At 60.0% G+C, this 26816-nt stretch carries 26 protein-coding genes; 8 read left to right on the plus strand and 18 right to left on the minus strand.

The window, feature by feature from the left end; genetic code table 11:
• Positions 1 to 96 precede the first annotated feature (96 nt).
• From ftsZ to recN, 4 genes are all read left to right on the plus strand, one after another.
• Entirely contained in the window at positions 97 to 1683 is a 1587-nt protein-coding gene (gene ftsZ, locus DWB67_RS09685) for a cell division protein FtsZ (RefSeq protein WP_119807334.1), read from the plus strand.
• Positions 1684 to 1909: 226 nt separating this feature from the next.
• A complete protein-coding gene (gene lpxC, locus DWB67_RS09690; RefSeq protein ID WP_119807335.1) occupies positions 1910 to 2854 on the plus strand; it encodes a UDP-3-O-acyl-N-acetylglucosamine deacetylase in 945 nt (314 codons plus the stop codon).
• Positions 2855 to 3022: 168 nt separating this feature from the next.
• The gene (locus DWB67_RS09695) at positions 3023 to 3871 is read left to right on the plus strand and encodes an outer membrane protein assembly factor BamD (RefSeq protein ID WP_119807336.1); all 849 of its coding nucleotides are present in this window, start codon (positions 3023 to 3025) and stop codon (positions 3869 to 3871) included.
• 39 nt (positions 3872 to 3910) lie between these two features.
• Positions 3911 to 5557, plus strand: a complete 1647-nt coding sequence (gene recN / locus DWB67_RS09700; RefSeq protein WP_119807337.1) for a DNA repair protein RecN — start codon at positions 3911 to 3913, stop codon at positions 5555 to 5557.
• On the opposite strand, the gene DWB67_RS09705 is transcribed toward recN, so the two are convergent.
• The 5 genes from DWB67_RS09705 to DWB67_RS09725 all read right to left on the minus strand — a co-directional run bounded on the left by DWB67_RS09705 (position 5554) and on the right by DWB67_RS09725 (position 10623).
• Entirely contained in the window at positions 5554 to 5862 is a 309-nt protein-coding gene (locus DWB67_RS09705; RefSeq protein WP_119807338.1) for a hypothetical protein, read from the minus strand. The genes recN and DWB67_RS09705 overlap by 4 nt on opposite strands.
• Positions 5863 to 5950: 88 nt before the next feature.
• A complete protein-coding gene (gene mmsB / locus DWB67_RS09710) occupies positions 5951 to 6820 on the minus strand; it encodes a 3-hydroxyisobutyrate dehydrogenase (protein ID WP_119807339.1) in 870 nt (289 codons plus the stop codon).
• Complete coding sequence (locus DWB67_RS09715) at positions 6817 to 7824, minus strand: enoyl-CoA hydratase/isomerase family protein (protein ID WP_119807340.1); 1008 nt, start codon at positions 7822 to 7824, stop codon at positions 6817 to 6819. Before DWB67_RS09715 ends, mmsB begins: the two co-directional genes overlap by 4 nt.
• A gap of 5 nt (positions 7825 to 7829) precedes the next feature.
• Complete coding sequence (locus tag DWB67_RS09720; protein WP_119807341.1) at positions 7830 to 8975, minus strand: acyl-CoA dehydrogenase family protein; 1146 nt, start codon at positions 8973 to 8975, stop codon at positions 7830 to 7832.
• A 148-nt stretch (positions 8976 to 9123) separates the two neighbouring features.
• Positions 9124 to 10623 carry a CoA-acylating methylmalonate-semialdehyde dehydrogenase gene (locus tag DWB67_RS09725; RefSeq protein WP_119807342.1) on the minus strand — a complete coding sequence of 500 codons (1500 nt, stop codon included), beginning with the start codon at positions 10621 to 10623 and terminating at the stop codon, positions 9124 to 9126.
• A 103-nt stretch (positions 10624 to 10726) separates the two neighbouring features.
• On the opposite strand from DWB67_RS09725, the gene DWB67_RS09730 reads away from it, so the two are divergent.
• The 3 genes from DWB67_RS09730 to coaD all read left to right on the plus strand — a co-directional run bounded on the left by DWB67_RS09730 (position 10727) and on the right by coaD (position 12743).
• The gene (locus DWB67_RS09730; protein WP_119807343.1) at positions 10727 to 11638 is read left to right on the plus strand and encodes a LysR family transcriptional regulator; all 912 of its coding nucleotides are present in this window, start codon (positions 10727 to 10729) and stop codon (positions 11636 to 11638) included.
• A gap of 57 nt (positions 11639 to 11695) precedes the next feature.
• A complete protein-coding gene (locus DWB67_RS09735; protein WP_119807344.1) occupies positions 11696 to 12157 on the plus strand; it encodes a CBS domain-containing protein in 462 nt (153 codons plus the stop codon).
• A gap of 88 nt (positions 12158 to 12245) precedes the next feature.
• Complete coding sequence (gene coaD, locus DWB67_RS09740) at positions 12246 to 12743, plus strand: pantetheine-phosphate adenylyltransferase (protein ID WP_119807345.1); 498 nt, start codon at positions 12246 to 12248, stop codon at positions 12741 to 12743.
• A 30-nt stretch (positions 12744 to 12773) separates the two neighbouring features.
• Here the strand turns inward: coaD and DWB67_RS09745 are convergent, their stop codons facing one another.
• The 9 genes from DWB67_RS09745 to pyrC all read right to left on the minus strand — a co-directional run bounded on the left by DWB67_RS09745 (position 12774) and on the right by pyrC (position 22473).
• Positions 12774 to 13628, minus strand: coding sequence for a fumarylacetoacetate hydrolase family protein (locus tag DWB67_RS09745; RefSeq protein ID WP_119807346.1), 855 nt, complete (start codon positions 13626 to 13628; stop codon positions 12774 to 12776).
• A gap of 139 nt (positions 13629 to 13767) precedes the next feature.
• Positions 13768 to 14268, minus strand: a complete 501-nt coding sequence (locus tag DWB67_RS09750) for a polymer-forming cytoskeletal protein (RefSeq protein WP_182911540.1) — start codon at positions 14266 to 14268, stop codon at positions 13768 to 13770.
• Positions 14258 to 15556, minus strand: a complete 1299-nt coding sequence (locus tag DWB67_RS09755; RefSeq protein WP_119807347.1) for a M23 family metallopeptidase — start codon at positions 15554 to 15556, stop codon at positions 14258 to 14260. Before DWB67_RS09755 ends, DWB67_RS09750 begins: the two co-directional genes overlap by 11 nt.
• Positions 15557 to 15745: 189 nt before the next feature.
• Positions 15746 to 17143 carry a short-chain fatty acyl-CoA regulator family protein gene (locus DWB67_RS09760; RefSeq protein WP_119807348.1) on the minus strand — a complete coding sequence of 466 codons (1398 nt, stop codon included), beginning with the start codon at positions 17141 to 17143 and terminating at the stop codon, positions 15746 to 15748.
• A gap of 60 nt (positions 17144 to 17203) precedes the next feature.
• The gene (locus DWB67_RS09765; RefSeq protein ID WP_119807349.1) at positions 17204 to 18400 is read right to left on the minus strand and encodes a multidrug effflux MFS transporter; all 1197 of its coding nucleotides are present in this window, start codon (positions 18398 to 18400) and stop codon (positions 17204 to 17206) included.
• Positions 18401 to 18477: 77 nt separating this feature from the next.
• Positions 18478 to 19128: a peptide-methionine (S)-S-oxide reductase MsrA gene (msrA, locus tag DWB67_RS09770; RefSeq protein WP_119807350.1), complete on the minus strand. Its 651-nt coding sequence runs from the start codon at positions 19126 to 19128 to the stop codon at positions 18478 to 18480.
• Positions 19129 to 19197: 69 nt separating this feature from the next.
• Positions 19198 to 20685: a replicative DNA helicase gene (locus DWB67_RS09775; protein WP_119807351.1), complete on the minus strand. Its 1488-nt coding sequence runs from the start codon at positions 20683 to 20685 to the stop codon at positions 19198 to 19200.
• A 76-nt stretch (positions 20686 to 20761) separates the two neighbouring features.
• Positions 20762 to 21433, minus strand: coding sequence for an orotate phosphoribosyltransferase (locus DWB67_RS09780; RefSeq protein ID WP_119807352.1), 672 nt, complete (start codon positions 21431 to 21433; stop codon positions 20762 to 20764).
• Positions 21430 to 22473, minus strand: a complete 1044-nt coding sequence (pyrC, locus tag DWB67_RS09785) for a dihydroorotase (RefSeq protein WP_119807353.1) — start codon at positions 22471 to 22473, stop codon at positions 21430 to 21432. Before pyrC ends, DWB67_RS09780 begins: the two co-directional genes overlap by 4 nt.
• Before the next feature lie 168 nt (positions 22474 to 22641).
• Here pyrC and DWB67_RS09790 point away from each other — a divergent pair, with 168 nt between their 5' ends.
• On the plus strand, positions 22642 to 22935 hold the full coding sequence (locus tag DWB67_RS09790; RefSeq protein WP_255418625.1) for an antibiotic ABC transporter: 294 nt from the start codon (positions 22642 to 22644) through the stop codon (positions 22933 to 22935).
• 73 nt (positions 22936 to 23008) lie between these two features.
• Here the strand turns inward: DWB67_RS09790 and gap are convergent, their stop codons facing one another.
• From gap to purB, 4 genes are all read right to left on the minus strand, one after another.
• The gene (gap, locus tag DWB67_RS09795) at positions 23009 to 24010 is read right to left on the minus strand and encodes a type I glyceraldehyde-3-phosphate dehydrogenase (protein WP_119807354.1); all 1002 of its coding nucleotides are present in this window, start codon (positions 24008 to 24010) and stop codon (positions 23009 to 23011) included.
• A gap of 104 nt (positions 24011 to 24114) precedes the next feature.
• On the minus strand, positions 24115 to 24258 hold the full coding sequence (locus DWB67_RS18030) for a hypothetical protein (RefSeq protein ID WP_182911541.1): 144 nt from the start codon (positions 24256 to 24258) through the stop codon (positions 24115 to 24117).
• Positions 24259 to 24323: 65 nt separating this feature from the next.
• Positions 24324 to 25334 carry a FliG C-terminal domain-containing protein gene (locus tag DWB67_RS09800; protein WP_182911542.1) on the minus strand — a complete coding sequence of 337 codons (1011 nt, stop codon included), beginning with the start codon at positions 25332 to 25334 and terminating at the stop codon, positions 24324 to 24326.
• Between the two features lie 81 nt (positions 25335 to 25415).
• Positions 25416 to 26729, minus strand: coding sequence for an adenylosuccinate lyase (gene purB, locus DWB67_RS09805; protein ID WP_119807356.1), 1314 nt, complete (start codon positions 26727 to 26729; stop codon positions 25416 to 25418).
• Between the last annotated feature and the right edge of the window lie 87 nt (positions 26730 to 26816).

Raw genomic sequence — 26816 nt, forward strand, 5'->3', positions numbered from 1 at the left:
CGGTTGGACTGTGAATGTTTACGATAGTCAGTAAATACGGGGATTCGAGCGGGCAGCCCGCGCCCGATAACGAAGCAGCGATTACAGGCGGACACCATGAACCTCAATCTGATGATGAATGACGAAGAAGAGCTGAAGCCACGCATCACCGTTTTCGGTGTCGGCGGGGCAGGCGGCAACGCGGTCAATAACATGATCCAGAAACAGCTTGATGGTGTCGAGTTCGTCGTTGCGAACACCGACGCGCAGGCGTTGCAGCAGTCCTTGGCCACCAACCGCGTCCAGATGGGACCGAAGGTCACCGAAGGTCTGGGTGCCGGCGCCAAGCCTTCGATCGGTGCAAAAGCGGCCGAGGAAACGATCGAGGATATCGTCGATCACCTGATGGGCGCGCATATGTGCTTTATCACCGGTGGTATGGGCGGCGGCACCGGCACCGGTGCAGCACCGATTATCGCGCAAGCCGCGCGTGAAATGGGTATCCTGACGGTGGGTGTCGTCACCAAACCGTTCCAGTTCGAAGGCACCAAGCGGATGCGTCAGGCCGAGGAGGGCGTTGAAGCCCTGCAAAAGGTCGTCGATACGCTGATCATCATTCCGAACCAGAACCTGTTCCGTCTGGCAAACGAAAAGACGACCTTCACCGAAGCCTTCGCCATGGCCGATGACGTGCTTTATCAGGGTGTTAAAGGCGTGACCGACCTGATGGTCCGTCCGGGCCTGATCAACCTCGACTTTGCCGATGTTCGTGCCGTGATGGACGAAATGGGCAAGGCGATGATGGGAACCGGCGAAGCCTCGGGCGAAAACCGTGCACAGGAAGCGGCAGAACGCGCCATCGCGAACCCGCTGCTGGACGAAATCAGCCTGAACGGCGCCCGTGGTGTTCTGATCAACATCACTGGCGGTTATGACATGACGCTGTTCGAACTTGACGAAGCGGCCAATGTCATCCGTGACAAAGTCGACAGTGACGCCAATATCATCGTGGGTTCGACTTTGGACCCCGATATGGATGGCAACATCCGCGTGTCGGTCGTGGCAACGGGCATCGACGCGGCTGCCGCCGTGGCCGAAGTTCCTTCGCCCCGCCGCAGCATGGCTGCTCCGCTGACCCAGAATCCGGTTGTCGGTTCGCAGGCCGAGGCAGAGCCGCAGATGCCGCAGCGCCGCGTGACCCCGCCGGTCGCCCGTGCGGAACCGGCAGCACCCCAAGCACCTGCCGCCCAGACCGAAGAAGATATGCCCCAACCGGCATATCAGCCCAAGGATAGCGCGCGTCAGGCACCTGCTGCCCGTATCGAAGACGACGCATCGGCCTTTGTTGCGCCCCGCGCGCCGCAAGCCCGTGCAGGTCAGCCCGCCCCCGAGGTGATGGATCGTCTGCGCCGCGCCGTGGACAACCATAACCAGACGGGTCGCGCATCGGGCCAACCGGCACCGCAACCCCAACAAGCCCCCGGCGCCAGCCGGATGAGCGGCTTGGGTCGTATGCTGGAACGGATGGCTGGCCATGGCGATCAGGCGCAAAAGCCGTCATCGGCTTCGATCGCAGAACGCGTGAATGAACGTGTTGCCGTGCGTGCGCGCCAGCAGGATACCGACTTTGACGATCTGGCCAGCCCGGATGACAGTCAGGAAAATGTCGAGATTCCGGCCTTCCTGCGTCGTCAAGCCAACTAAGGCCGATCACGAAACTGACATATATCTATGTGAAGGGGTCGCCTTGTGCGGCCTCTTTTATTATAAAAAGCAATAGATTACGCCGCCATTTGCGGGCAGTGTGTCACGAAGCCTGTCTAATGTTTCACCCCGTTACAAAACGTTAATTGAATGCTTTCGCGTCTGATCCTAGCTGGAATAACACAAGGCCATCAGGGCCGGAAAAAGAAGTGAAGGCAGGCATATCATGCAGGCGACGTTAAAAGATAAGGTGACATTTACCGGCGTAGGTCTCCACTCGGGGGCTGCAGCCCGTCTTGTGATTCACCCCGCTCCGGTCGGTCATGGTATCATTTTCCGCCGCATCGATCTGGTGCCTGCCGTGGATATTCCTGCCATCTGGCATATGGTGACGCCATCGCCGCTTTGCACGTTGATGGACAACGGGCAGGGCGTGACCCTGTCGACGGTCGAGCATGTGATGGCTGCACTGGCTGGTACGGGCATCCATAACGCGCTGATCACCGTCGACGGCCCCGAAGTTCCTATTCTTGACGGATCTGCCGCACCCTTCGTCGATGCAATCATGGATGCAGGCATCCAGCGCCAGAAGGCAACGTTGCGCGCCATCCGCGTTTTGCGCACGGTCGAGGTGCGTCACGGTGATGCATTCGCCCGTCTTAGCCCCGCCGACCATCTGGAAATCGATTTCCAGATCGATTTTACCGATGCCGCTATCGGTCATCAGGAAAAGCGTCTGGATATGGCCAACGGTGCCTTCCTGCGCGAACTGGCTGACAGCCGCACCTTCTGCCGGGCTGCTGATGTTGAAATGATGCGCCAGAATGGTCTGGCCCTCGGCGGTACCTATATGAATGCTGTGGTTGTTGATGGCGCGAATGTGCTGTCACCCGGCGGTCTGCGCCATCAGGACGAAGCTGTGCGCCATAAAATGCTGGACGCCACCGGCGATCTGGCACTGGCAGGGGCGCCCTTGCGGGCACGCTATACCGGTCATCGCGCCGGTCACGCGATGACGAACCGTCTGCTGCGGGCTTTGTTCGCCGATCCGGCTGCATGGACGTGGGAAGATTGCACCCCCGATCTGGAAGATCGTCTGCCGGGTGCCCGCATCACGGAACATATGCTTGCGGCGAATGAATTGGCTGCATTGTCTTTTGCAGCTGAATAAAAACGATTGCGTGGCCTTTCCGGACAGCTTCCTTGGTAGCATCACGGGAAAGCCACGCAGAATTCAACGGATTGCCATTTTGCGCCCCCTGATGTTCTGTGCTAGGAGGTGCCTGCAGCGCAGCCTTTCAGGGGCGGCCGCACGGCAGAATCGTAGGGCAGGATAAAGATGGCGGGCTCGAAAATTTCGGCTTCGGTGATGGCTGTGGTGCTGTCGGGCTTTGTTCTTTCGGGTTGCGCAGGCAATCGTCAGGACGCCCAGAAACAGAACCTCGACCGTTTTACTGCAGAAGAAATCTATAAACGCGGAGAGTTCGAGCTGGAAAACAGCGGCGAACCCGAAGACGCGGTCTTTTATTTCAGTGAAATCGAACGGCTTTATCCCTATTCGGAATGGGCCAAGCGTGCGCTGATCATGCAGGCCTATGGCAATCACAAAGCCAAGAATTACGAAGAGGCACGGGGTGCCGCGCAACGCTTTCTGGATACCTATCCGGGGGATGAGGACGCGGCCTATGCCCAGTATCTGCTGGCTTTGTCCTATTATGACCAGATCGACGATGTGGGCCGTGACCAGGGTCTGACGTTCCAGGCGCTGCAAAGCTTGCGTACGGTGATCGAACAATATCCCGACAGCGAATATGCACGCAGTGCGATCCTGAAATTCGATCTGGCCTTTGACCACCTTGCCGCCAAGGAAATGGAAATCGGTCGCTATTACCTGAAGCGCGGACAATATACCGCCGCTGTGAACCGTTTCCGCGTTGTGGTCGAGGAATTCCAGACGACAACCCAGACCCCCGAGGCATTGCTGCGTCTGGTCGAATCCTATCTGGCACTTGGCCTGATCGACGAGGCACAGACGGCTGGCGCAATTCTGGGGCATAACTTCCAGTCCTCGCCTTTCTACGAGGATGCGTTCCGTCAACTTCGCGGGCGTGGTCTGAAGGCCGAAGCCAAAGGCGACAGCTGGCTGACGAATGTTTACCGCCAAACCATTCAAGGGAGATGGCTGTAGCCCCCGGGCCTTTCGGTCATGGGCGCGGCCTGAATTTGCATGCTCCGATCGCTTGATATCCGCAATATGCTGCTGATCGACCGTTTGGAGCTGGGCTTTGGCCCGGGTCTGAACGTGCTGACCGGCGAAACGGGTGCCGGTAAATCCATTCTGCTGGATTGCCTTGGTTTTGTGCTGGGATGGCGCAGTCGTGCCGATCTGGTCCGCCAAGGTGCGACGCAGGGCGAGGTTCTGGCGGTTTTCGATCTGCCCGCGGACCATCCTGCGCGCGCTGTCCTGACCGAGGCGGGTATTACCACCGAAGAGGACGAATTGATCCTGCGTCGGGTGAATACCCTGGACGGGCGCAAGACCGGCTGGGTAAATGACCGGCGCGTTTCCGGTGAGGTGCTGCGTAAGCTGTCGGAAACACTGGTCGAATTGCACGGTCAGCATGATGATCGCGGGCTGCTGAACCCGCGTGGGCACCGGTCATTGCTGGATGCCTTCGGGGTCATTGATACCAAACCCGTTCGTCAGGCATGGGTGAAACGACGCGAGGCCGCGCAGGCATTGGCGCAGGCCGAAGCCGCCCTTGAAGCCGCCCGTCAGGAAGAAGAGTTCCTGCGTCACGCAGTCGCCGAGATCGAGAAACTGGCACCGGCACCCGGTGAGGAACAGCAGTTGGACGTCTCGCGTCGTCAGATGCAGGGTGCCGAACGTATTCGCGATGACGTCATCCGCGCTTTGCAAATGCTTGGGGGGACCGGCGCAGAACAGGCGATGGTCGATGCGGGGCGTTGGCTGGAAGGCGTTTCCGACCATGCCGAAGGGCGGCTGGATGAACCACTAGCGGCACTGTCACGTGCGCTGATCGAATTGGGCGATGCCACACGCGGTATCGAGGATACGCTGACAGCGCTGGATTTCGACCCTTCCGCGTTAGAGGCGACCGAAGAACGGTTGTTCGCGTTGCGCGCTTTGGCCCGCAAGCACGGCGTTCTGGCCGATGATCTGGCTGATCTTGGCAAGGAACTGGGCATCCGGCTGAACCACATCGACGCCGGAGAGGCGCAGATTGGCACCCTGCGTGCCGATGCCCGCGCGGCGGATCAGGCCTTCGATGAGGCCGCTGCCCAGCTGACAGCGACCCGTGTCAAGGCTGCCAAGCAGCTGGATAAGGCGGTCACCTCTGAACTGGTGCCGTTGAAAATGGATCGTGCCGTTTTCGAAACCCGCATCACCGAAGCTGACGCGGGGCCGGATGGCCGTGACATGGTCGCCTTTACCGTTGCCACCAACCCCGGCGCGCCATCGGGACCTTTGGACAAGATTGCCTCGGGCGGGGAATTGTCACGGTTCCTGTTGGCGCTGAAGGTCTGTCTGGCACGTGGCAATGATGCGTTGGTCATGATCTTCGACGAAATCGACCGCGGTGTCGGCGGGGCGACCGCAGATGCCGTCGGGCGCCGTTTGCAGGCATTGGCGGCGGGGTCGCAAGTTCTGGTTATCACCCATTCGCCACAGGTCGCGGCCCTTGGCGCAGTGCATTTCCGCGTGGCCAAGTCTGTAACCAAAGGTATGACCACCTCGAACGTTGTGGCCTTGTCCATGGATGAACGCACCGCCGAGATTGCCAGAATGCTGTCAGGTGATCGCGTGACCGATGCGGCAACCGATGCAGCCCGAGCATTGCTGGCCGGTTAGTGGCCGGCCTGCGGAAGCGGGCGCAGGATCGAGAGGATACGTCCAGTTTTTCTGTCGATCCGCACCAGATGACCGGAAACAACCGCATAGCTGCTGCCCCTGAGTTCTGAGCCCAAGCCATAGGTCCCGGGATTTCCGATCACTGTCACCTGTGCAGGGGCAGGGACGTCGCCAATGACAGGCCGTTCCCTGACGGGTTTTGCCACGACCTCGGTTACGCGCATCGAATCGGGCATCGAGGCCGAAAGCGAGGCAATGCCCAGCCCTGCCATCATCGCTGCCACTAAAATCCGACGCCCGTTCATCTTGCCATTCCTTGGTCACCTTGCATTCATCGGCTTAACCGTAGGCAGGGGCACGGGTTCCGTTTACTGCGACAATGCTGGATCGTTTTTACGTGTTCCGTTGTGTAAAACGAGGCAGCATGGCAGAAAAGTCACGGCCTCTACCATCCTCATCCTCGACAAAGCTGTGATACAGCTGGCGGGCCAGCGCGCCCATCGGGGTATCTGCATTGGCGGAATCCGCTGCCTGCTGTGACAGGTTCAGATCCTTAAGCATCAGTTCGGCGGCAAAGCCCGGGGTGTAATTGTTATCCGCTGGCGATTTAGGGCCAACACCGGGGGCAGGGCAATAGGTATTCACGCTCCAACTGCTGCCCGAACTGGTCGAGACAACATCGAACATTTTCTGTCGATCAAGGCCCAGCTTGTCGGCCAGTGCAAAAGCCTCGCAGGTGGCGATCATTGTGACGCCAAGGATCATATTGTTACAGATCTTGGCGGATTGACCTGCACCGCTGTCGCCGCAATGCACGGTTTTTTGGCCCATGATATCCAACAGCGGCACGACCTTGGCAAAAGCATCATCGGGACCGCCGACCATAAAGGTCAATGTTCCTGCCTGTGCGCCGCCGATTCCACCAGAAACAGGCGCATCAAGCGCAGCCAGACCAGCCAAGCGGGCCTGATCGGCCACAGCTTTGGCGCTGTCGACATCGACGGTCGAACAATCGCACAGCACGGCACCTTGCTTCATGGCTGGGATAATGCTGGCCGCGACATCCCGCAGGATCTGGCCGTTGGGCAGCATGGTCACGACAACATCGACCTCGGTGACAGCGGCCTCGGCACTGTCGGCGGCGGTCACGCCGACCGGCATGGGCGCGGCGGTGTCAAAGCCGGTAACATCATGGCCCGCAGCAGCAAGATTGGCCGCCATGGGCCCGCCCATATTCCCCAAACCGATAAAGCCGATTTTCATTCCGCACTCTCCCATGTCATTTCTTCTGGTCCCAGACTGGCAAGGATATCCTGCACGGCTTGGGTCGATGCATCAGCGGCCCATCGGGGGCTGCGATCCTTGTCGATAATCTGGGCACGGACGCCCTCCAGAAAATCACTGTGCTCTGTCGCGCGGGCGGTAAAGCGGTATTCGCGGCCAAGCGATTCTTGAATCCGCAGATCGCCCCGTGCCGCCCTGACCATGATCAGCGCCGCCGCCATAGATAACGGAGAGTTCCGTTCAAGCGCCTTCAGGCTGTCGCTGTCGCCCGCAACACGCAGGGCATCAAGAATATCGGCAACATGACGCCCGCCAAAGGCCGACAGATCACGGCCCTGCAAAGCGGCGGCGGGGGCATCGGTCCCGTTGATCAGGGAAATATCACCGCTGTCCTGCAATGCGTCGATCAGGGCAGGCCATTGATCTTCGGGCAGGTAGGTATCGGCGAAACCTGCGTGGATCGCGTCACCCGGTCCCATCCGTGCACCTGTCAGCGCCAGATATTCGCCAATGCGTCCGGGCGCGCGGCCCAGCAGCCATGTCCCGCCGACATCGGGGATCAGGCCGATGCCACTTTCGGGCATCGCAATGCGGGTGGTTTCGCCGATTATCCGGTGGCTGGCATGACCGCCCAATCCGACGCCGCCGCCCATCACAAAGCCCTGCATAAAGGCGACAACGGGTTTGGGGTAATCCGCGATGGCGGCATTCATCTGGTATTCGTCGCGAAAAAAATCACGCCCGACCTGATGATCGCCAGCGAGGCCCGCGTGATAGACTGCGGCAATATCGCCGCCCGCACAAAAGGCGCGATCCCCTGCGGCATCCATGATGACCAACGCAATCGCGGGATCATCACGCCAGTTGTCCAGTGCCTTCAACACTGCATTCGCCATGTCATGGGTCAATGCATTCAGCGCATGTTCACGCGTCAGCGTGATCCGTCCCGCATGTCCGGCGACGCATATATCGATGTCTTTCAAAAGCCTTACCCCCGTTCGGCTAACAGCGCCCGAAAGATGATCAGGCGCATAATCTCGTTCGTGCCTTCAAGGATCTGATGCACACGCAGGTCACGCACGATCTTTTCGATCCCGTAATCGGCCAGATAACCATAGCCACCATGCAGTTGCAGGCACTGGTTGGCCACCTCGAATGCGCGGTCGGTGACATGCAGCTTGGCCATGGCGCAGAATTTGCTGGCGTCAGGGGTCGCATGATCCAACTTCCACGCCGCCTGTCGCAAGAAAATACGGCTGGATTGCAGCGCAGTTTCCATGTCCGCCAGACGGAATTGCAGGGCCTGAAACTGGTCCAGCGATTTACCGAAAGCCTGCCGGTCACCCATATAGGCCAGCGTCGCGTCCAGCGCCGATTGTGCCCCGCCAAGGGCTGCCGCAGCAATATTCAGACGTCCGCCGTCCAGCCCTGCCATGGCATAGGAAAACCCGCGGCCTTCCTGACCAAGCAGATTGTCGGCAGGAACAATGCAATTGTCGAATTGGACCTGCGCGGTGGGTTGGGACCGCCAGCCCATTTTATCTTCCGGCGCGCCGAAGGACAGGCCATCCGTGCCATCTTCGACGATGACGGTGCTGATCCCCTTTGGGCCATCGTCGCCGCTGCGGACCATGACGATATAGGCGTCGGAATAGCCGCCGCCCGAAATGAATGCCTTGGTGCCGTTCAGCGTCCAGTCACCGTCACCGGCTTTGGCACTGGTCCGCAGGGCAGCGGCATCAGACCCGCTGCCTGGTTCGGTCAGGCAATAGCTGAAGATCCTGGTCATGGCACATAGGTCGGGCAGCCAGCGTTCCTTGGCGTCCTGACTGCCGAATTTGTCGATCATTCCGCCGCACATGTTGTGGATCGACAGGAAAGAGGCGACGGACGGGCAGGCCATGGACAATGCCTCGAAGACCAATGTCGCATCAAGCCGTGTCAGGCCGGTCCCGCCATAGTCTTCCGACACATATAACCCGCCAAGCCCCAGTTCGGCGACTTCCGACCAAAGGTCGCGCGGAATGCTGCCCTCGGCCTCCCATTGGCGGGCGAAGGGAGCGATGCGGGTTTGCCCGAAATCGCGCGCCATATCGAAAATGGCCTGCTGTTCCTCGGATAATGCGAAATCCACGCGGCGTACCTCCCCAGATTGCCGAATTGGACGAATGTTTAATTGTTGGATATTGCAACAATATTGCAAGAGGCGATTGCTATCCCTTGCCCTTGATCCATTTGCGCCCCGATCCGCCGGTGTCCCTGCGGGTCGGGGCCTGTCAAAATCAGTCCATGGCTTTGAAGTTGAATTCGCCGCCTTCCTTGATCCCCGATGGCCAGCGCGCGGTCACGGTCTTGGTGCGGGTATAGAATTTGAACGCGTCGGGGCCGTGCTGGTTCAGGTCGCCAAAGCCCGATTTCTTCCAGCCGCCAAAGGTGTGATAGGCCAGCGGAACCGGAATGGGGACGTTGATGCCGACCATACCGATGTTGATGCGGTTCGCGAAATCACGCGCCGTATCGCCGTCACGGGTATAGATGGCGGTGCCATTGCCGTATTCGTGGTCAAGGGCCAGCTTGATTGCATCGTCGTATGACGCAGCGCGCACGGTCGACAGGACCGGACCAAAGATTTCCTGCTTATAGATATCCATATCGGGCGTGACGCGGTCGAACAGATGCGGGCCGACGAAGAAGCCGTCCTCGTATCCTTGCAGGTTGAAATCGCGGCCATCGACGACCAGCTCGGCGCCCTGATCGATGCCGGTCTGGACCAGACGCAGGATGTTTTCCTTGGCGGCCTTGGTCACGACGGGGCCGTAATCGACATCGTCGCCCGCCGTCCACGGGCCGACCTTCAGCTTTTCGATGCGCGGAACCAACTTTTCGATCAGCGCATCCGCGGTTTTTTCACCCACCGGCACGGCAACCGAAATGGCCATGCAGCGTTCGCCAGCCGCACCGTAACCGGCACCGATCAACGCATCGGCGGCCTGATCCAGATCGGCGTCGGGCATGATGATCATGTGGTTCTTGGCACCGCCAAAGCACTGTGCACGCTTGCCAGTCGCTGCCGCACGTTCATAGATGTATTGCGCGATCGGGGTCGATCCGACAAAGCCGACGGCCTGAATGACGTCGCTGTCCAGAATCGCGTCAACGCTTTCCTTGTCGCCGTTGATCACCTGCAAAACGCCATCGGGAAGACCTGCTTCTTGCAACAGTTTCGCCAGCATCAGGGGAACCGAAGGATCGCGTTCCGAAGGCTTCAGGATCATCGCATTGCCGCAGACCAGCGCTGGACCCATCTTCCACAGCGGGATCATGGCGGGAAAGTTGAAGGGCGTGATGCCTGCAACAACGCCAAGCGGCTGGCGCATGGAATACATGTCGATACCGGGGCCGGCGCTGTCGGTAAACTCACCCTTCAACAGATGCGGCGCGCCGATGCAGAATTCGATGACTTCCAATCCGCGCTGGACGTCGCCTTTGGCGTCGGGGAAGGTCTTGCCGTGTTCGGCGGACAGGGCCTCGGCCAGCTTGTCCATGTCGCGGTTGATCAGGTCGACGAATTTCATCATCACGCGGGCGCGGCGCTGCGGGTTGGTGGCCCCCCACTTCAACTGGGCGGCAGCGGCGCGATCGATGGCGTCATCCATTTCGGCCTTGGTGGCCAACGACAGGCGGGCCTGAACCTCGCCGGTGGCGGGGTTGAACACATCGGCAAAACGGCCCGAGGTGCCCTTGGTTTCCTTGCCGTCGATCCAGTGATGAATCTCTCTCATTGTCGCCTCCTGCATATGTCTTTGCATGACGATAGCCTTGCGGAAATGCCGGATAAAGGGGAATACCGGCAAAAGGGTTTTGCGTTTTTGCAAAGGTGGCGGCATGGATTGGGATGATCTGCGGATATTTCTGGCGGTGGCGCGGACCGAAAGCCTGTCTTCGGCGGGGCGACGTCTGGTGATGGATGCCTCGACCGTGGGGCGGCGGGTGGCGCGGCTGGAATCGGCGGTCGGCGCGGCGCTTTTTGTGAAAACTCCGCAGGGATATACGCTGACCGCCGAAGGGGCGCGCCTTGTCGTACCCGCCGAGGCTGCCGAACAGGCCGCCGCCGCCGCCGTGGAAGGGGTGCGCCGTGACGCGGGGCTGACGGGGCAATTGCGGATCGGGGCACCGGACGGGTGCGCGAACTATCTGCTGCCGCAGGTGGCGCGGGATCTTTGCAACGCCCATCCGGGGCTGGAAATCCAGATCGTTGCCCTGCCGCGCGTCGTCAATCTGACCAAGCGAGAGGCGGATATGGCCATTGCCGTATCGCCCCCCGACACCGGCCGCCTGATCGTGCAGCGGCTGACCGATTATCATCTGCATCTGGCCGCGCATCGTGATTATCTGGACCGCCACCCGCCCCTGCGTAACCTCGAGGATCTGCACCACCACAAGATCATCAGCTATATCCCCGATATGATTTTCGACCGCGAACTGGATTATCTGTCAGCGACGGGGTTGGAAAACGCGCAGATCAGCTCGAATTCGGTGGCGGTGCAGATGCAGGCGGTGCGGGCGGGGGCGGGGCTGGGAATCGTGCATGATTTCGCTGTGCCTTTCGCAGAAGGGGTCACGCGGGTTCTAACCGATAAGATCAGCCTGCGCCGCAGCTTCTGGATGATCCGCCATGCCGACGATCGTGCGTCCCGCCGTTTGACCCTGCTGGCTGATGCTTTGGCCGCCGCATTGCGCGCCGAAGTTGCCCGCCTAGAGGGGCAGCTGACCGCCCATTGTGACGCTCACCCTTGACGGCGGGCGATTCCACGCCTTTCATTAAGGTATCCATACCGAAAAGGGGGGCGTCTGATGCTGGTCAAGCAACTGCTGTCGATGAAATCTGATACGGCCAAGCCGTGGATCGAATCCGGATTGATCGTAACGATCAAGCCCGATGCCACATTGGCCGAGGCTGCCAAGCTGCTGGCCGAACAGCGGATCGGTGCCGTCGTTGTCTCCTCGAACGGTCGCACGCCCGAAGGTATTTTGTCCGAACGCGATATCGTCCGCCAGTTGGGCAACCACGGCCCCGACGTCCTGTCCAAGCCGATTAGCGGGATCATGACCAAAAGCGTCCAGACCTGCACTGCGGGTGAAGAGGGAATGGCGATCTTGCAGCGGATGACCGAAGGACGCTTCCGCCATATGCCGGTCGTCGATGGTCAGGGCGATATGCTGGGCGTGATTTCGATCGGTGATGCCGTCAGCGGTCGCTTGAAAGAGCTGGCAGCCGAAAAAGACGCGTTGACCGGCATGATCATGGGCAGCTGAGATCGCGCTTTTGTGCATCACGAACTTGCAATCCGGGGGCAAATGCGATTTGCCTTGAGGCCGATACCCTGAAACAGGACGTAGCTGCATGCGCATCGGCCTCTATCCCGGCACTTTTGACCCGATCACCTTGGGTCACATCGACATTATGCAGCGCGCGATGGTGCTGGTGGACCGTCTGGTCATTGGCGTCGCCATCAACCGCGACAAAGGTCCGCTGTTCGATCTGGAAGAACGTGTGGCCATGGTACAGGCGGAATGCGATGCCATTGTCGCCAAAACCGGCGGCGAGATTGTCGTCCATCCGTTCGAAAACCTGCTGATCGATTGCGCCCGCGATGTCGGCGCAGCCGTCATCATCCGCGGCCTGCGCGCAGTTGCCGATTTCGAATATGAATTCCAGATGGTGGGAATGAACCGCGCGCTTGATCACGAAATCGAAACGGTTTTCTTGATGGCCGATGCACGTCGTCAGGCAATTGCATCGAAGCTGGTCAAGGAAATTGCCCGGCTGGGAGGGGATGTGTCGAAATTCGTCACTCCACCCGTTTGTCAGGCGCTGATCAAACGCTATGACGAAGGTTGATGCCCGCGGAGCCAACCACGGGCATCGGTTTTAACCCGCGATCACCCGTTGCGTTTGTTCGCCCAAGCCATCGATGCCCAAGCGCATGACTTGTCCAGCACGCAGATACACGGGCGGCTTTTGTCCCATGCCGACACCTGGCGGGGTGCCAGTCGTGATCAGATCACCCGGATGCAGCGTGCCAAGACGCGAACAATAGGCAACCAGCTCGGCCACACCAAAAATCATTGTTTTGGTCGTGCCGTCCTGACGCATCTTGCCGTCCACCTCCAGCCACAGGCGCAGGTTTTGCGGGTCGGGGATTTCATCGCGGGTCACCATCCACGGGCCGATTGGACCAAAGCCGTCATAGCCTTTGCCCTTGTCCCATGTCGGACCGTGGTTAATCTGCCAATCACGTTCACTGATGTCATTGATCAGGCAGTAACCGGCCACGCGATCCAATGCCTGATCCACCGGAATATTGCGCCCGCCATCACCGATGACGATGCCTAATTCGACTTCCCAGTCGGTATTGGTCGATCCTTCCGGAAGATGCAGATCGTCATCAGGACCGGCAATACAACTGTTCCATTTGGTGAAAACGATGGGTTCGACGGGAACCTCCATCCCCGCTTCGGCAGCGTGATCGGCATAGTTCAGGCCGATGGCAATGAATTTGCCAACGCCTGCAACACAGGCCCCTAACCGCATGTCCTTTTGGGGCGTTCCCTGAACCACCGGCAGCGATGTGGGGTCCAGTTCACGCAGGCGGGCAAGGGCGTCGCTGGTCAGGGCAGGGCCGGACACATCGGCGATATAGGCGGACAGATCGCGGATCTGTCCCTGTTCGTCCAGCAGACCGGGTTTTTCCGATCCTGCTGGTCCATAACGCAACAATTTCACGCGGGGCTCCTCCTGAATGTTATCGTGCGGAGGGACTTTGGCACTGTGGCCGCGCCGATGGAATGGCTGTCGCAAAGATTTGCATGGACGAGGATCACGCATGAAAAAAGGCCCGCGAAACGCGGACCTTGTAACAGGATCAGCTGGCGGGCGGTGCCAGCTTTTTGGTGCCGCCATTGGCCAGCGGGTCTTCCTGACGCTGGACCGAACCTTCGAAATGTGCGCCTGATTCGATTGCGATCGTCTTGTGGATGATATCGCCCTCGACCCGCGCGGATGCGCTAAGACGGACCTTCAGACCACGGACGCGACCGATGACACGGCCATGGACGATGACGTCATCGCCGACAATCTCGCCTTTGATGGTGGCCGATTCGCCAACCGTCAGCTGATGGGCACGGATGTCGCCTTCGACCGTACCCTCAACCTGGATATCGCCCTGCGTCTTGATATTGCCGACCACGGTCAGATCTGCGGACAGAACCGAAGGTGCGGTGCGCGTGCGGGGCGCTGCGGCGGCGGGCGTATCGAACATGCGTTCTGGCGTCACTGCAGGCGCTGCATCGGTTTCCGGTGTCGGCTGCGGTCCCGAGGACTGCTGCGGGCGGGTATTTTCGGTAACGCGGGTCTTAGAAAACATTATCTGCTGCCTTGATGAAGCTCATCGGGTCCACGGCCCGACCTTTCATGCGCACTTCGTAATGGAGGTGCGGACCGGTCGAACGTCCTGTATTTCCCATATCACCGATGCGTTCGCCTTGCGACACCTTATCGCCAACTTTTACGTTGATGCGGCTCAGGTGACCGTAACGGGTTTCGGTGCCCAATTCGTGCTGGATCTTGATCAGATTGCCATAGCCGCTGGCACGACCGGCGTGGATCACGACACCGTCGCCCGTGGCATAGACCGGCGTGCCGATCGGGCCAGCCATATCGACGCCCTCATGCATGCGGCCCCAACGACGGCCAAAGCCCGAGGTATAGCGGAAGCTGTCCTTGACCGGCATGGCCAGCGGCAGCTTTTCGATCGCGATGCGATAGGTGTTCATCTGGTCCAGCGTCACGATGATCTGGCGCGCCTTGGTTTCACCCTGGCTAAGCGCCGCGTCACCGCGCGTCGAATAGGACATCGGGGTCAGCGGGCCGCCCTGACCGGAATACCCTTTGCGGATCGTGCTTAACACGTCATCGGGGTTCATCCCGACCGAGCGGAACACATCATCCAGCGGCTTGACCGACACCGACACCGCATCCTGCACCTGCGTCAGGATTTCGTCGTTGCGGGCAAGGATCTGGTCGCGTTCGACAGTCAGTTCCTGTGCTGCCAGCTTTGCCTCTTCGGCTTGCTGTTCGGCTTGAACGCGCTGGTCCGAAGCACTGCGCAATTCGGTGGACAGGATGTCCAGCGCGACCGAAAATTCGTCGCTGCGATCAGGGGCCGCTTCGGTGTCGCCGTTTTCTGCGCTGACAATGGCCTGTGCCGCATCGCGTTCGGTAATGGCGTCCCGCAGGGTCGTCTGGACAGCACTTAGTCCGGTTTCGACCTCGCGCCGCTGTTCTTCGGATTTCAACAGTTGCGATTGCATCTTGGACACCTGATCCAGCGCGACCGTAAAGCGGTTCTGCGCGGCAAGTGCCTCGGATGCGCGGGCGTCGCGTTCGCTGGAAAGCTGGTCCAGCCGTTCCTCGAACGCGCTTTTTGCGCGCAGCATCTGGTCGCGCGAATTGCCCGAGCTGACGGCGTCGATAACAAGGAAAGAACTGGCAACCAGCGTCCAGCCAAAAACGACGGTGATGCCGCTGATGCCGACAATCTGGGTCAGGGGGCGCAGGCGTACAAAGCGGGTCGTGTCGTCGGAGCGAAGGAACAAACGCTGTTCAGGCAACAACTTTTCCAGCGACGAATTCAGTCGATCCATGACCTTCATTGTATGACTTAGTCCCCCGAATGCGCGTCGTGTCAAAAAGCCGTGGCGCGTTGGTTCTTTTTTCTATGTCGGGTAAATAGCACCTGTGCCATCTTTGCAACGGCACACGGGCATTCGGTTCCATAGATTGGCGGATCTCTGCCTTGGTCGGCAGTTTATTGCCGACGTTATGTCAAACGCATTGATTCTTCATGCAATTTCGTAGGGCAAAGGGCCATTGCGATCGGCAGGGATGCGTAAGGGGCGGTCAATTGGCGGAACCGAGCGTTGGTGACAGTCGGGTCGTGGACAGATACGGCATGAGATTCCGATGGGATCAAAGACCCTTGGTTTGGTCAGGTCCAGCCCGTCGGCATAGACCATCCCCTCAGCTTGCGTCACTTCGCAGCCCAGTCCTATGGCAAAACGGCGGACCGGCGCGTTGAAGGCGCCGGCGTGTTTTGAGACATCGCGCGACAATAAAAGATAGCGCACCCCGTCTGGCGTTTCTGCAAGCTGCCGCAAAAACCGCCCCGGCTGTTCAAAGGCCTGATGTACATTCCACAACGGACATGCCCCGCCAAAGCGCGCAAATTGCAGACGCGTGGCCGAATGGCGCTTGGTGATCGTGCCTGCCTGATCGACCCGCACGAAGAAAAAGGGCACACCCTTTGAACCGGGGCGCTGCATCGTTGACAGGCGGTGGGCGACTTGTTCCAGCGATGCGCCGAACAGATGCGACAACCGTTCCAGATCATGACGTTCTGTCTGCGCCGCTGCCAGAAACTGGCGATAGGGCATCAGGGCAGCACCCGCGAAGTAATTGGCCATGCCCACGCGCGCGATTTCCCGCGCGGTCTCACTGCGGAAACGGGCCAGATCCAAGGTGGCCTCAAGCAGGTCGTTCTGGTGTTCCAGCGCCACCAGATGCAGCAGCTGGAACAGGCGGGTCGGACCTTCGGTCGCGGCGTTTACAAGGATCTGGTTGCCAATGCGTTTGAAGACTGAATTTGCAGGCATCTCGGACAATTGCACCTGAATGCCGCGCTTGGCCAAGGCGGCGACGGCCAGCTGCCATGGGTCCTGTCGCTTGCCATCGGGGCAGGCAAAGCGCTCGGCGGCGCGATCCACAGCATCAATATAGTTGTCGCAGTAATGGAAGAAATCACGCACTTCCTCCCACGGGGTTGAAAGGCTGTTGCGGCCATCCGCCCCGATGGCCTGATCCATCGCTGCCAGCCGTTCCTGCCCCTGCCGATGCACCCGGTAAAGGTCCAGAAATGCCCGCGCCAAAACGGGCGCGTTGGTCGCCGCCAGCCGCAGATCGGCCAAAGGGGGCGTGGCGTCGAACAGCGGGTCGGCCAATGCCTCTTGCATGTCGATGACCATACGTTCCGCGTCACCGGCGGCCAATGTGGTCAGATCGACGCCGAATTCCTGCGCCAGACGCAATAAGGCACCGGCTGAAATGGGCCGGTGGTTATTTTCCATCTGCGACAGATAGGGCAGGGACACGCCAAGGCTTTCGGCAAAGCGCTTTTGTGTCAGACCGGCACGGGCACGGGTTTCACGCAGCGCACTGCCGGCATAGATTTTCTGCGTCGCCATGACCCCTCCGGTTTTGCAAAGCGAAGTCTAGCTTTTGCAAAGGCGATGCCGCAAGTGGCGTTAGGCCACCAGCATAATCCGACGTTCGCGGTGGAACACCCAAAGGATGGCCACCAGCGATCCCAAGGCCGAACAGCACATGATCACCAGCAAAGGTGTCGCGCCGCTGCCCGGTTGCAGCAAGGCCCCCGCCAGTGCCGACAGGGCCGCGCCGCCAGCAACGGCCATTGCGCCGCCAAGACCGGATGCGGTTCCGGCCAGTTCGGGGCGGATGCCCATCATGCCGGCATTGGCATTGGGAAGGACCATGCCATTGCCCAGCCCCATCATCGCGATCGCACCGAAAAAGGCCAGCGGACGGATCTGACTGCCCAGATCGACCAGAAGCGCCGCCGTCAGGGCGGTCAGGCAGGTCAGTGCACCCATCAGGATCATCACGTTCAGCCCCAGCCGCGCCGAATTGCGGGCCGAGATGAAATTGCCGGTGATATAACCGATCGAGGGGGCCGCGAACCAATAGCCGACCTTGGCAGGTGTCAGACCAAAGACCTGTTCCCCGACAAAGGGCGCGCCGCCCAGATAGGCAAAGAACGCCCCCGACGACAGCGTCGCGGCCAGACAGTATCCCCAGAAGCGATGGGACCGGAACAGGACCGGATAATTCGCCATCTGCCGCCGCAGGGACATGCCGCCGCCCCGCACGGTTTCGCCCATATCCCGATAGGCAATGACCAGCGCCAGCAGGGCCAGAATGCCCATAACAGCGAAATTTGCCTGCCAACCGAATAATTCGTCCAGAACTCCGCCAAAAACCGGGGCCATCATCGGGACAACAGCCATGCCCATCGTGACATAGCCAAGCATCGCCGCGGCCTGATCCCCGTCGTAAAGGTCGCGAACAACAGCGCGCGGCACCAGCATGCAGACAGTGATCACCGATTGCAGTAGGCGGAAAATCAGGAATGTCGTAACAGTGGTGGCCAGCAATGTACCTATGGTCGCCAGCAGGAACAGCGCCAGCGACCCCAGCACCACGGGTCTGCGTCCAAAGCGGTCACTGACCGGACCGCCCAGCAACTGCAAGACCGCGCTGGCCCCGATATAGGCCGATACCGACAGCTGCATCACTGCATAATCAACCTGAAAATCGCGTGCCATACCGGGCAGAGACGGCAGGAAGACATTCATCGACAAGGCGGAAACGCCGGACAGGATGACCAGTGTCAGCAGATGCGGGGCAGTGCGGGAATGGGGCATTCGGTGTCCTTGCATGCCCCTTCGGGACGGTTTCTACGTCCCAAATATGCACAACGTGCAATCCCCGCCGCAAGTGTTTAGTGGTTGGCGAAAGGTGCGGCATTCCCCCACAGGGCTTGCACCTTCTGATCACGCCCGCAGGAATCGCGATACAGCTTATAGGCCGAGGCTTTCGACCGTGGCCCGAAACGCGTCAGGATCAGATCGTCCTGCTTGTAATAGTCTTGATGATAGGCGTCGGCGTCATAGAACTGCCCCGCATCAAGGATCGGCGTAACAATGCTCTGGCCCAGATCGGCGGCGGCCTGCGCCTTGGCGCGTTCGGCGGCCTGACGTTCGGAGGGGTTTTTCACAAAGACCGCCGTGCGATAGCTGTCGCCACGATCACAGAACTGGCCCCCCGCATCCGTCGGATCGACCGACCGGAAATAGGCATAAAGGATCTGGTCATAGCTGACCTTTGCGGGGTCATAGACGATGCGCGCGGCTTCGTAATGGCCTGTGCCTCCGCCTGTCACCTGTTCATAGCTGGGATTGGCGACAGTGCCGCCGGTAAAGCCTGAATAAACCTCGGATACGCCGGACAGCTTTTCGAAATCGGCCTCGACGCACCAGAAACAGCCACCTGCAAGAATGGCGGTGTCCTGTGCCTGACTGATGGCGGGGGCGGCTGCAAAGCCAAGGGCGACGGATGCCGCAAGGGCAAGGCGGGTTAGGGTCTTGGTCATATGGCCTCCTGTTTGCGATATCGTGCGGGCAGGAGGCCAGCTGTTCAAATCAACGGCGCGTGAAGCGGGCTATTCCCACTGCGACTGTCGGTCGCGGGCAAGGTTGCCAAAGCGGGTGAACTGGCCTTCGAAGGACAGCTCGACCGTGCCGATGGGACCGTGGCGCTGCTTGCCAAGGATCACCTCGGCCTTGCCATGGACGTTTTCCATGATCTGCTGCCATTTGGCCATTGCATCCAGATCGGCATCCGAGGGCTTTTCGCGTTCCTTGTAGTATTCCTCGCGGAACACGAACATCACGATATCGGCGTCCTGCTCGATCGAGCCGGATTCGCGCAGGTCCGACAGCTGCGGGCGTTTGTCTTCGCGGTTCTCGACCTGACGTGACAGCTGGGACAGGGCGATAACGGGGATGTTCAATTCCTTGGCGACGGCTTTCAGACCTTGGGTAATCTCTGACACCTCGTTCACGCGGCTGTCCTTGGCCGAAGCGGCCTTTAGCAGCTGAAGATAGTCGACCATCAGCACGTCCAGACCATGCGTCCGCTTCAGTTTGCGCGCACGGGCGGCCAGCTGGTTGATCGGCAGGGCGGGGGTGTCGTCAATAAACAGCGGGCAGTTCTGCAGCGCGTGGGCGGCTTCGACGAAACGGCGGAATTCACCTTCGTCCATATTGCCCGAACGGATGCGTTCGGAGGGCACTTCGGCGGCTTCTGACAGAATACGCGCGGCCAGCTGTTCGGCGGACATTTCCAGACTAAAAAAGCCTACGACGCCGCCTTCGATGGTGCCATGCGTGCCGTCGGGCTTTTCGCCCATCTTATGCGCCTTGGCAATGTTGAAGGCCACGTTGGTGGCCAGCGCGGTTTTCCCCATCGAGGGACGACCGGCCAGAATAACAAGGTCCGAATTGTTCAAACCACCCATCTTGGTGTCCAGATCGACCAGTCCGGTTGAAATCCCCGACAGCTTGCCATCACGCTGATAGGCAGCATTGGCAACCTGAACAGCGCCGGTGACAGCCTTGAGGAAGCTTTGGAAGCCGCGTTCCGCAACACCCTGTTCGCCCAGCTTGTACAGCGTCTGTTCGGCGGCCTTGATCTGTTCTTCGGCTTCGTCACCGACCTCGACCATCGACGCGCGGGCGGAAATATCCTGCCCCAGCTGCATCAATTCGCGGCGCAGGGCGAATTCGCGGATCATCTGGGCATAGTCACGCGCCGCATAGGCACTGATCGCGGAACTGGCCATGCGGGCCAGATAGGCAGGACCGCCCAGTTCCTTCAATCCGTCGTCATTTTCAAGGAAGGCCTTGATGGTGACAGGGCTGGCCAGCGCGTTCTTGCGAATGCGTTCGCCGCAGATGTCATAGATTCGCGCATGGACCGGATGATAGAAATGGTCGGCTTTGATGATCTGGCTGACGCGGTCAAAGACGTCGTTATTGGTCAGCAATGCCCCCAGAAGCTGTTGTTCAGCCTCGATTGAATAGGGGATGGCGACCTTTTCTTCGGACTCTGTGTCCTGCCCCGGAACGATAACGCGCAATCCGCTCATGCTTGGTAACCCCGACGATTCTGCATCAGGCCTTATCGCACGGCCCTTGGATAAGGGCCATGCGCTTTGCCGGAATTCAGCTGTTTGCTGCCTGCCACTGACGCGGATTGGTCAGGAAGGTCTGGACCTCGTTCAAGGTGTCCTTGTCGAAGGATTCCTGTTCGCGGGCTTCGGCCAGCACATCCCACCATGTGCACAGGTGGTGCAGTTGCACGCCATGATCGGCCAGACGCTGGGTCGTTTCGGGGAAAATCCCGTAATAGAAGATCACCGCCGTATGCGCGCAGGTGGCGCCGGTTTCGCGGATTGCATCGACAAATGACAGTTTGCTGCCGCCATCGGTGGTCAGATCCTCGACCAGCAGGACGCGCTGGCCTTCGGTCATGACGCCTTCGATGCGGGCATTGCGGCCATAGCCTTTGGGTTTTTTGCGCACATAGGTCATCGGCAGCGCTAGACGTTCGGCAACCATCGCACCAAAGGGGATGCCCGCTGTTTCACCGCCTGCGACGTTGTCGAAGGCCTCGAAGCCCGCGTCGCGCATGACGGTTGCGGCCATGAAATCCATCAGTGTGGCACGGACGCGCGGAAAGCTGATGATGCGGCGGCAATCCACATAGGTCGGACCCTTCAGGCCGGACGCATAGGTGAAGGGCGTTTCGGCGTTGAAATCTACCGCCTTGATTTCCAGCAGCATCCGCGCCGTGAGGCGGGCGATTTCTTCGCGGGTCGGGAAAGTCAGGCTCATACGTCCTCCAGATGCCAATAAAGCGGGAAGCCGGGATCGAAGACAGTGACATCTTCGCCGCCGGCGGAAATGGTTGCGGGATAGGGGGCGGGCGTGTCGAGGCGCACCAATGTGATGCGATCATCGGACGGTGCCATGCGATAGAAGGCCGCGCCATTCAGACTGGTGAATGCCTCCAGCCGGTCCAGCGCATTGTCGTCCTGAAAGGCTTGGGCCAGAATGGACATGGTGTTCGGGGCGGTAAAGCAGCCTGCACAGCCACATGCCTGCAGCTTGGCAGTATCGGGATGGGGCGCACTGTCGGTACCCAGAAAGAACCGGCCTTCGCCGCTGGTGGCTGCCTGACGCAGGGCCAGACGGTGGCTTTCACGCTTGGCGACGGGCAGGCAGTAATAATGGGGCCGGATGCCGCCCGCCAGAATGGCATTGCGGTTGATGACCAGATGATGCGTCGTAATCGTCGCTGCCAGATCGTCGCCACCCGAACGTGCGTAATCGACACCGTCCGAGGTGGTGATGTGTTCCATGACCACCCGCAGGCCCGGCACCTTGCGACGGATGGGGTCCAGAACAGTGTCGATGAACACAGCCTCTCGGTCGAAGATATCGACGGCAGGGTCGGTGACTTCGCCGTGGACGCACATGGTGATGCCATGTTCGGCCATCGCTTCCAGCACGGGGCGCACGCGGTCCATGTCGGTCACGCCGCTGTCGGAATTGGTGGTCGCCCCCGCAGGATACAGTTTGACCGCGCGGATGATGCCGGCCTTGAAGGCGGCGACCACATCGGCGGGGTCCGTCGCATCCGTCAGATACAGCGTCATCTGCGGTTGCAGCGGCGCACCTTCGGGCAATGCGGCCAGGATCCGGTCGCGGTAAGCTGCCGCTTGTGCACCGGTCACCACGGGCGGGACAAGGTTCGGCATAATGATTGCACGGCCAAAACCGGCGGAATGCGGGGCCACGGCAGCCAGCATCGCGCCATCGCGCAGATGCAGGTGCCAATCGTCGGGGCGGCGAAGCGTCAGCGTTTGTGTCATGAAACTGCCTTTTACATGGTCATGCGGGCTTGCCAAGCATGTGCGTTATAATTCGTGGAACCCTGCCTGTCAGTTGCCGTTGCTTCTTGCATAACAACACCGCACCCTTAGCGTATGGGCATGATGATCGTGCTTGTGCAAAACAGAAAGACCCGGGACATGAACATGATGATGCTTCCAGCAGCACAGATGCGTCTGGTCAGCCAGTTTTCCCGCATGGCAATCGAATCGCAAATGGTGATCGGAATGCGGATGGCGGGGATGATGGGCCTGATGCCGCATGATCCGGGCGAGAATTATCGCATGATCGCCGAAAAACAGGCCGCAGCTTCTGAATCGATGTTTGCGATGGCAAAGGCCGGTATGGCCGGTGCCAGCCCTGAACGCGTGATGTCGGCGGCCTTGCGCCCCTACGGCAAACGCACCCGCGCCAATTCACGCCGCCTGACGTCAGGCAAATAGTCAGCGCTATGATTGATACGAAAAAGGCGGCGGGACATCCCGCCGCCTTTTCTATTGCAGGTCCAAAGGACGCTTAGATCAGTTTGCCCATGGCAACAGCAGTATCCGACATGCGGTTCGAGAAACCCCATTCGTTGTCATACCACGTCAGAATGCGGCAAAGACGGCCTTCCATGACCTTGGTCTGGTCCATGTGGAAGATCGACGAATGCGGATCGTGGTTGAAGTCCGAAGACACCAGCGGTTCGTCCGTATAGGCCAGCACGCCTTTCAGCGGGCCATCGGCAGCCGCGCGGATGGCGGCGTTGATTTCCTCGACCGAGGTGTCGCGGCTGGTTTCGAAGGTCAGATCGACGACCGAGACGTTGGGCGTCGGAACGCGGATGGCCACGCCGTCCAGCTTGCCCTTCAGTTCGGGCAGCACCAGACCGACAGCCTTTGCAGCACCGGTCGAGGTCGGGATCATCGACAGCGCAGCTGCGCGGCCACGATACAGATCCTTATGCATGGTATCCAGCGTCGGCTGGTCACCGGTATAGCTGTGGATCGTGGTCATGAAGCCGCGATCGATGCCGATCGTGTCGTTCAGAACCTTGACCACCGGCGACAGGCAGTTGGTGGTGCAGCTGGCGTTCGAGACGATGATGTCATCGGCGGTCAGCGTATCGTCGTTCACACCGAAGACGATTGTCTTATCGGCGTTTTCACCGGGTGCCGAAATCAGAACCCGCTTGGCGCCGGTCTGAAGATGCGGCTGGCATTTTTCTTTCGAGGTGAAAATGCCGGTGCATTCCATGATCACATCGACATCGCCCCACGGCAATTCAGCCGGGTTGCGGATTGCGGTGACCTTGATCGGGCCGCGGCCCGCATCGATGGTGGATCCATCGACGACGACTTTGGACGGGAAACGGCCATGCACGCTGTCATAGCGCAGCAAATGGGCGTTGGTCTCGACCGGGCCCAGATCGTTGATGGCGACGACCTCGATATCGGTGCGACCCGATTCGATGATTGCGCGCAGGACGTTACGACCGATACGGCCGAAACCGTTAATGGCGACCTTGACTGCCATGGGTACCCCTCTTGAGTAGGTGACGGTTGCCTTGCTGTAACGCGGCGGCAACCTTGATGCAAACGCCGAAGCACGCTTCGGGACAAAGGACGCAGGTGGCCGGACTAGCGCCAGAAGGCACAATATTCGATGAACTGGTCCATCGTCTTTCCGACAAATAGCGGCAGCGTCCCGTCCAGCCAGACTTGATCGACAAGAAAGGCTGCGGCGATCAGCAGCAGCAGGGCGATAGCGATTTGATTGGTCATCTGCGCCTCCGGTCGATGGTTTATCACGCGGCGGGCGTTCGGGGGCAAGGCACTTTTGCGGTCATTTATTCATCATCTGTCGGCAAAAGCAGGGTGATCTGTCCGTCTTCCTGCAGGCGGCGGATGGTGGCCACAACCTCGGTCTTGGCATCCTCGATATCCTTGGGGCGCAATTTGCCAAGTGCCTCGCGTTCCTCGCGCAGGCCGTCGGACATACGTTGCGACAGATTGGCCAGAATGAAATCTGCGGCAGCCTGATCCTCAGGATCGGAGGCGGCAAGGGCGCGGATCAAAATAGATTGATCGACATCGCGGACCACGCGGGGCACCTCGCGCGGTTCGATGCGGGTGGGGATATGGGCAAAGATGAAAATCGCCTTGCGAACACCATCGGCAAATCCGGTGTCGCGTTCATCCAGCACCTGCAACACATCGTCGCGCAAATCGGCGGTGGCAAAATTCAGGATCGCCCCCATCCGGTCGGCGGCGGGTGTCGGAATGGCGGGACGGGGCAGGGCATTGGCGGCTTGCAGCAGCACCAGCCCCACACGTTTCAAGGCATCGGGCGTCACCCCCGAGGTCATTGCCATGGCCTGCGCCACGGCGCGCGCCCGATCGCGGGGCATGCCGATAAAGGTGGCCGAGGCCGCCTCGACCGGCAGTTTCGACAGCATCAGCGCCACCAGTTCGACAGATTCGACATTGGCTAGCTTGATCAGTGTTTCATCCGGCAGCGCACAGATGCGCCCCCACGGATCGCCCCGCCCCGATATGGCATCCGCCTGCCGCACGCGGTCGCTGCTGGTGTCCGAGATCCGCGCGCCCAGCATGGCCAAGGTGCCGTCCATATCGCCCGGAAAGGTTACGCCGACCGATTCCAGCCGGTCGCAGAATTCGGTGATGACGGCATCGCGGGTCTGGCGGTCGATCAGTTCCATTCCGGCCATTTCCTGTGCCAGCAATGTCTGTGCGTCGCTGTCCAGACGATCCAGCCCCGCGACCTGATCGTCATCCAGCAAAAGGCGGACAATCACCGCCGCCTTCTGCCTTTGGCTAAGCCCGATCTGCGTGGTCATTCTTGCCCCCATGGTGGTCATCATCAACTGACGGCCACCATGGCAGACAATCCCTAACCCAAAGTTAGCGGAATGTTCCCTTTACAGGGGTGCCACTTCGAAAACCCGCTTGAAGATCGTGTCGACATGCTTGGTGTGATAACCAAGGTCGAATTTTTCCTCGATCTGGGCGGGGGACAGCGCGGCGGTCACCTCGGCGTCGCCCAACAGCTCGGTCTTGAAGTCCGCGCCCTTTTCCCAGACCTTCATGGCGTTGCGCTGGACCAGACGATAGCTGTCTTCACGGCTGACACCAGCTTGGGTCAGCGCCAGCAACACGCGCTGCGACATGACCAGACCTTTGAACTTGTTCATGTTCGCCAGCATGTTGTCGGGATAGATGACCAGCTTGTCGACGACACCGGCAAGACGGTTCAGTGCGAAATCCAGCGTGATGGTCGTATCCGGCCCGATGGCGCGTTCGACCGAGGAATGACTGATATCGCGTTCATGCCACAGCGCGACGTTTTCCATTGCCGGAATGACCGACATCCGCACCAGACGCGCCAGACCGGTCAGGTTTTCGGTCAGCACGGGGTTGCGCTTATGCGGCATGGCCGACGAACCCTTCTGGCCGGGGCTGAAGAATTCTTCAGCCTCCAGCACCTCGGTGCGCTGCATGTGGCGGATTTCGGTGGCGACGTTTTCAATGCTGCTGGCGATGACGCCAAGGGTGGCAAAGAACATTGCATGGCGGTCGCGCGGGATGACCTGCGTGCTGATCGGTTCGGGGCGCAGGCCCAGTTTCGCGCAGACATGTTCTTCGACCGCGGGATCGATATTGGCGAAGGTGCCGACAGCGCCGCTGATCGCGCCGGTGGCGATTTCGCTGCGGGCGGCTTCCAGACGGGCACGGCCACGGGCCATTTCCGCATAGAAACGCGCAAAGGTCAGACCCATGGTGGTCGGTTCGGCGTGAATGCCGTGGCTGCGACCGATGCGGATGGTGTCTTTATGTTCATAGGCACGGCGCTTTAGCGCATCCAGCAGTTTGTCCATATCCGCCAGCAGCAGATCGGCGGCGCGGACCAGCTGGACGTTCAGCGTGGTGTCCAGCACGTCCGACGACGTCATGCCCTGATGGACGAAACGCGCCTGATCGCTGCCGACATGTTCGGCCAGATGGGTCAGGAAGGCGATGACGTCATGCTTGGTGACAGCCTCGATTTCGTCGATACGCGCGACGTCGAACTGGACGTCCTTGGCCTTCCAGACCGCATCCGCATTTTCGCGCGGGATCACACCCAGATCGGCTTGGGCATCGCAGGCATAAGCCTCGATTTCGTACCAGATGCGGAACTTGGTCTCGGGGGACCAGATGGCGACCATTTCGGGGCGGGAATAACGCGGGATCATGGAGGGCTCCTTTCGGTTGCCGTGGGCATAGCCTTGCCGTGCCGCAGGGGCAAGTTTTCATCACACCTGCGTGCATTCGGGGGGAAC

Source organism: Paracoccus sp. JM45 (genome assembly GCF_003590715.1).
Taxonomy (GTDB): Bacteria; Pseudomonadota; Alphaproteobacteria; order Rhodobacterales; family Rhodobacteraceae; genus Paracoccus.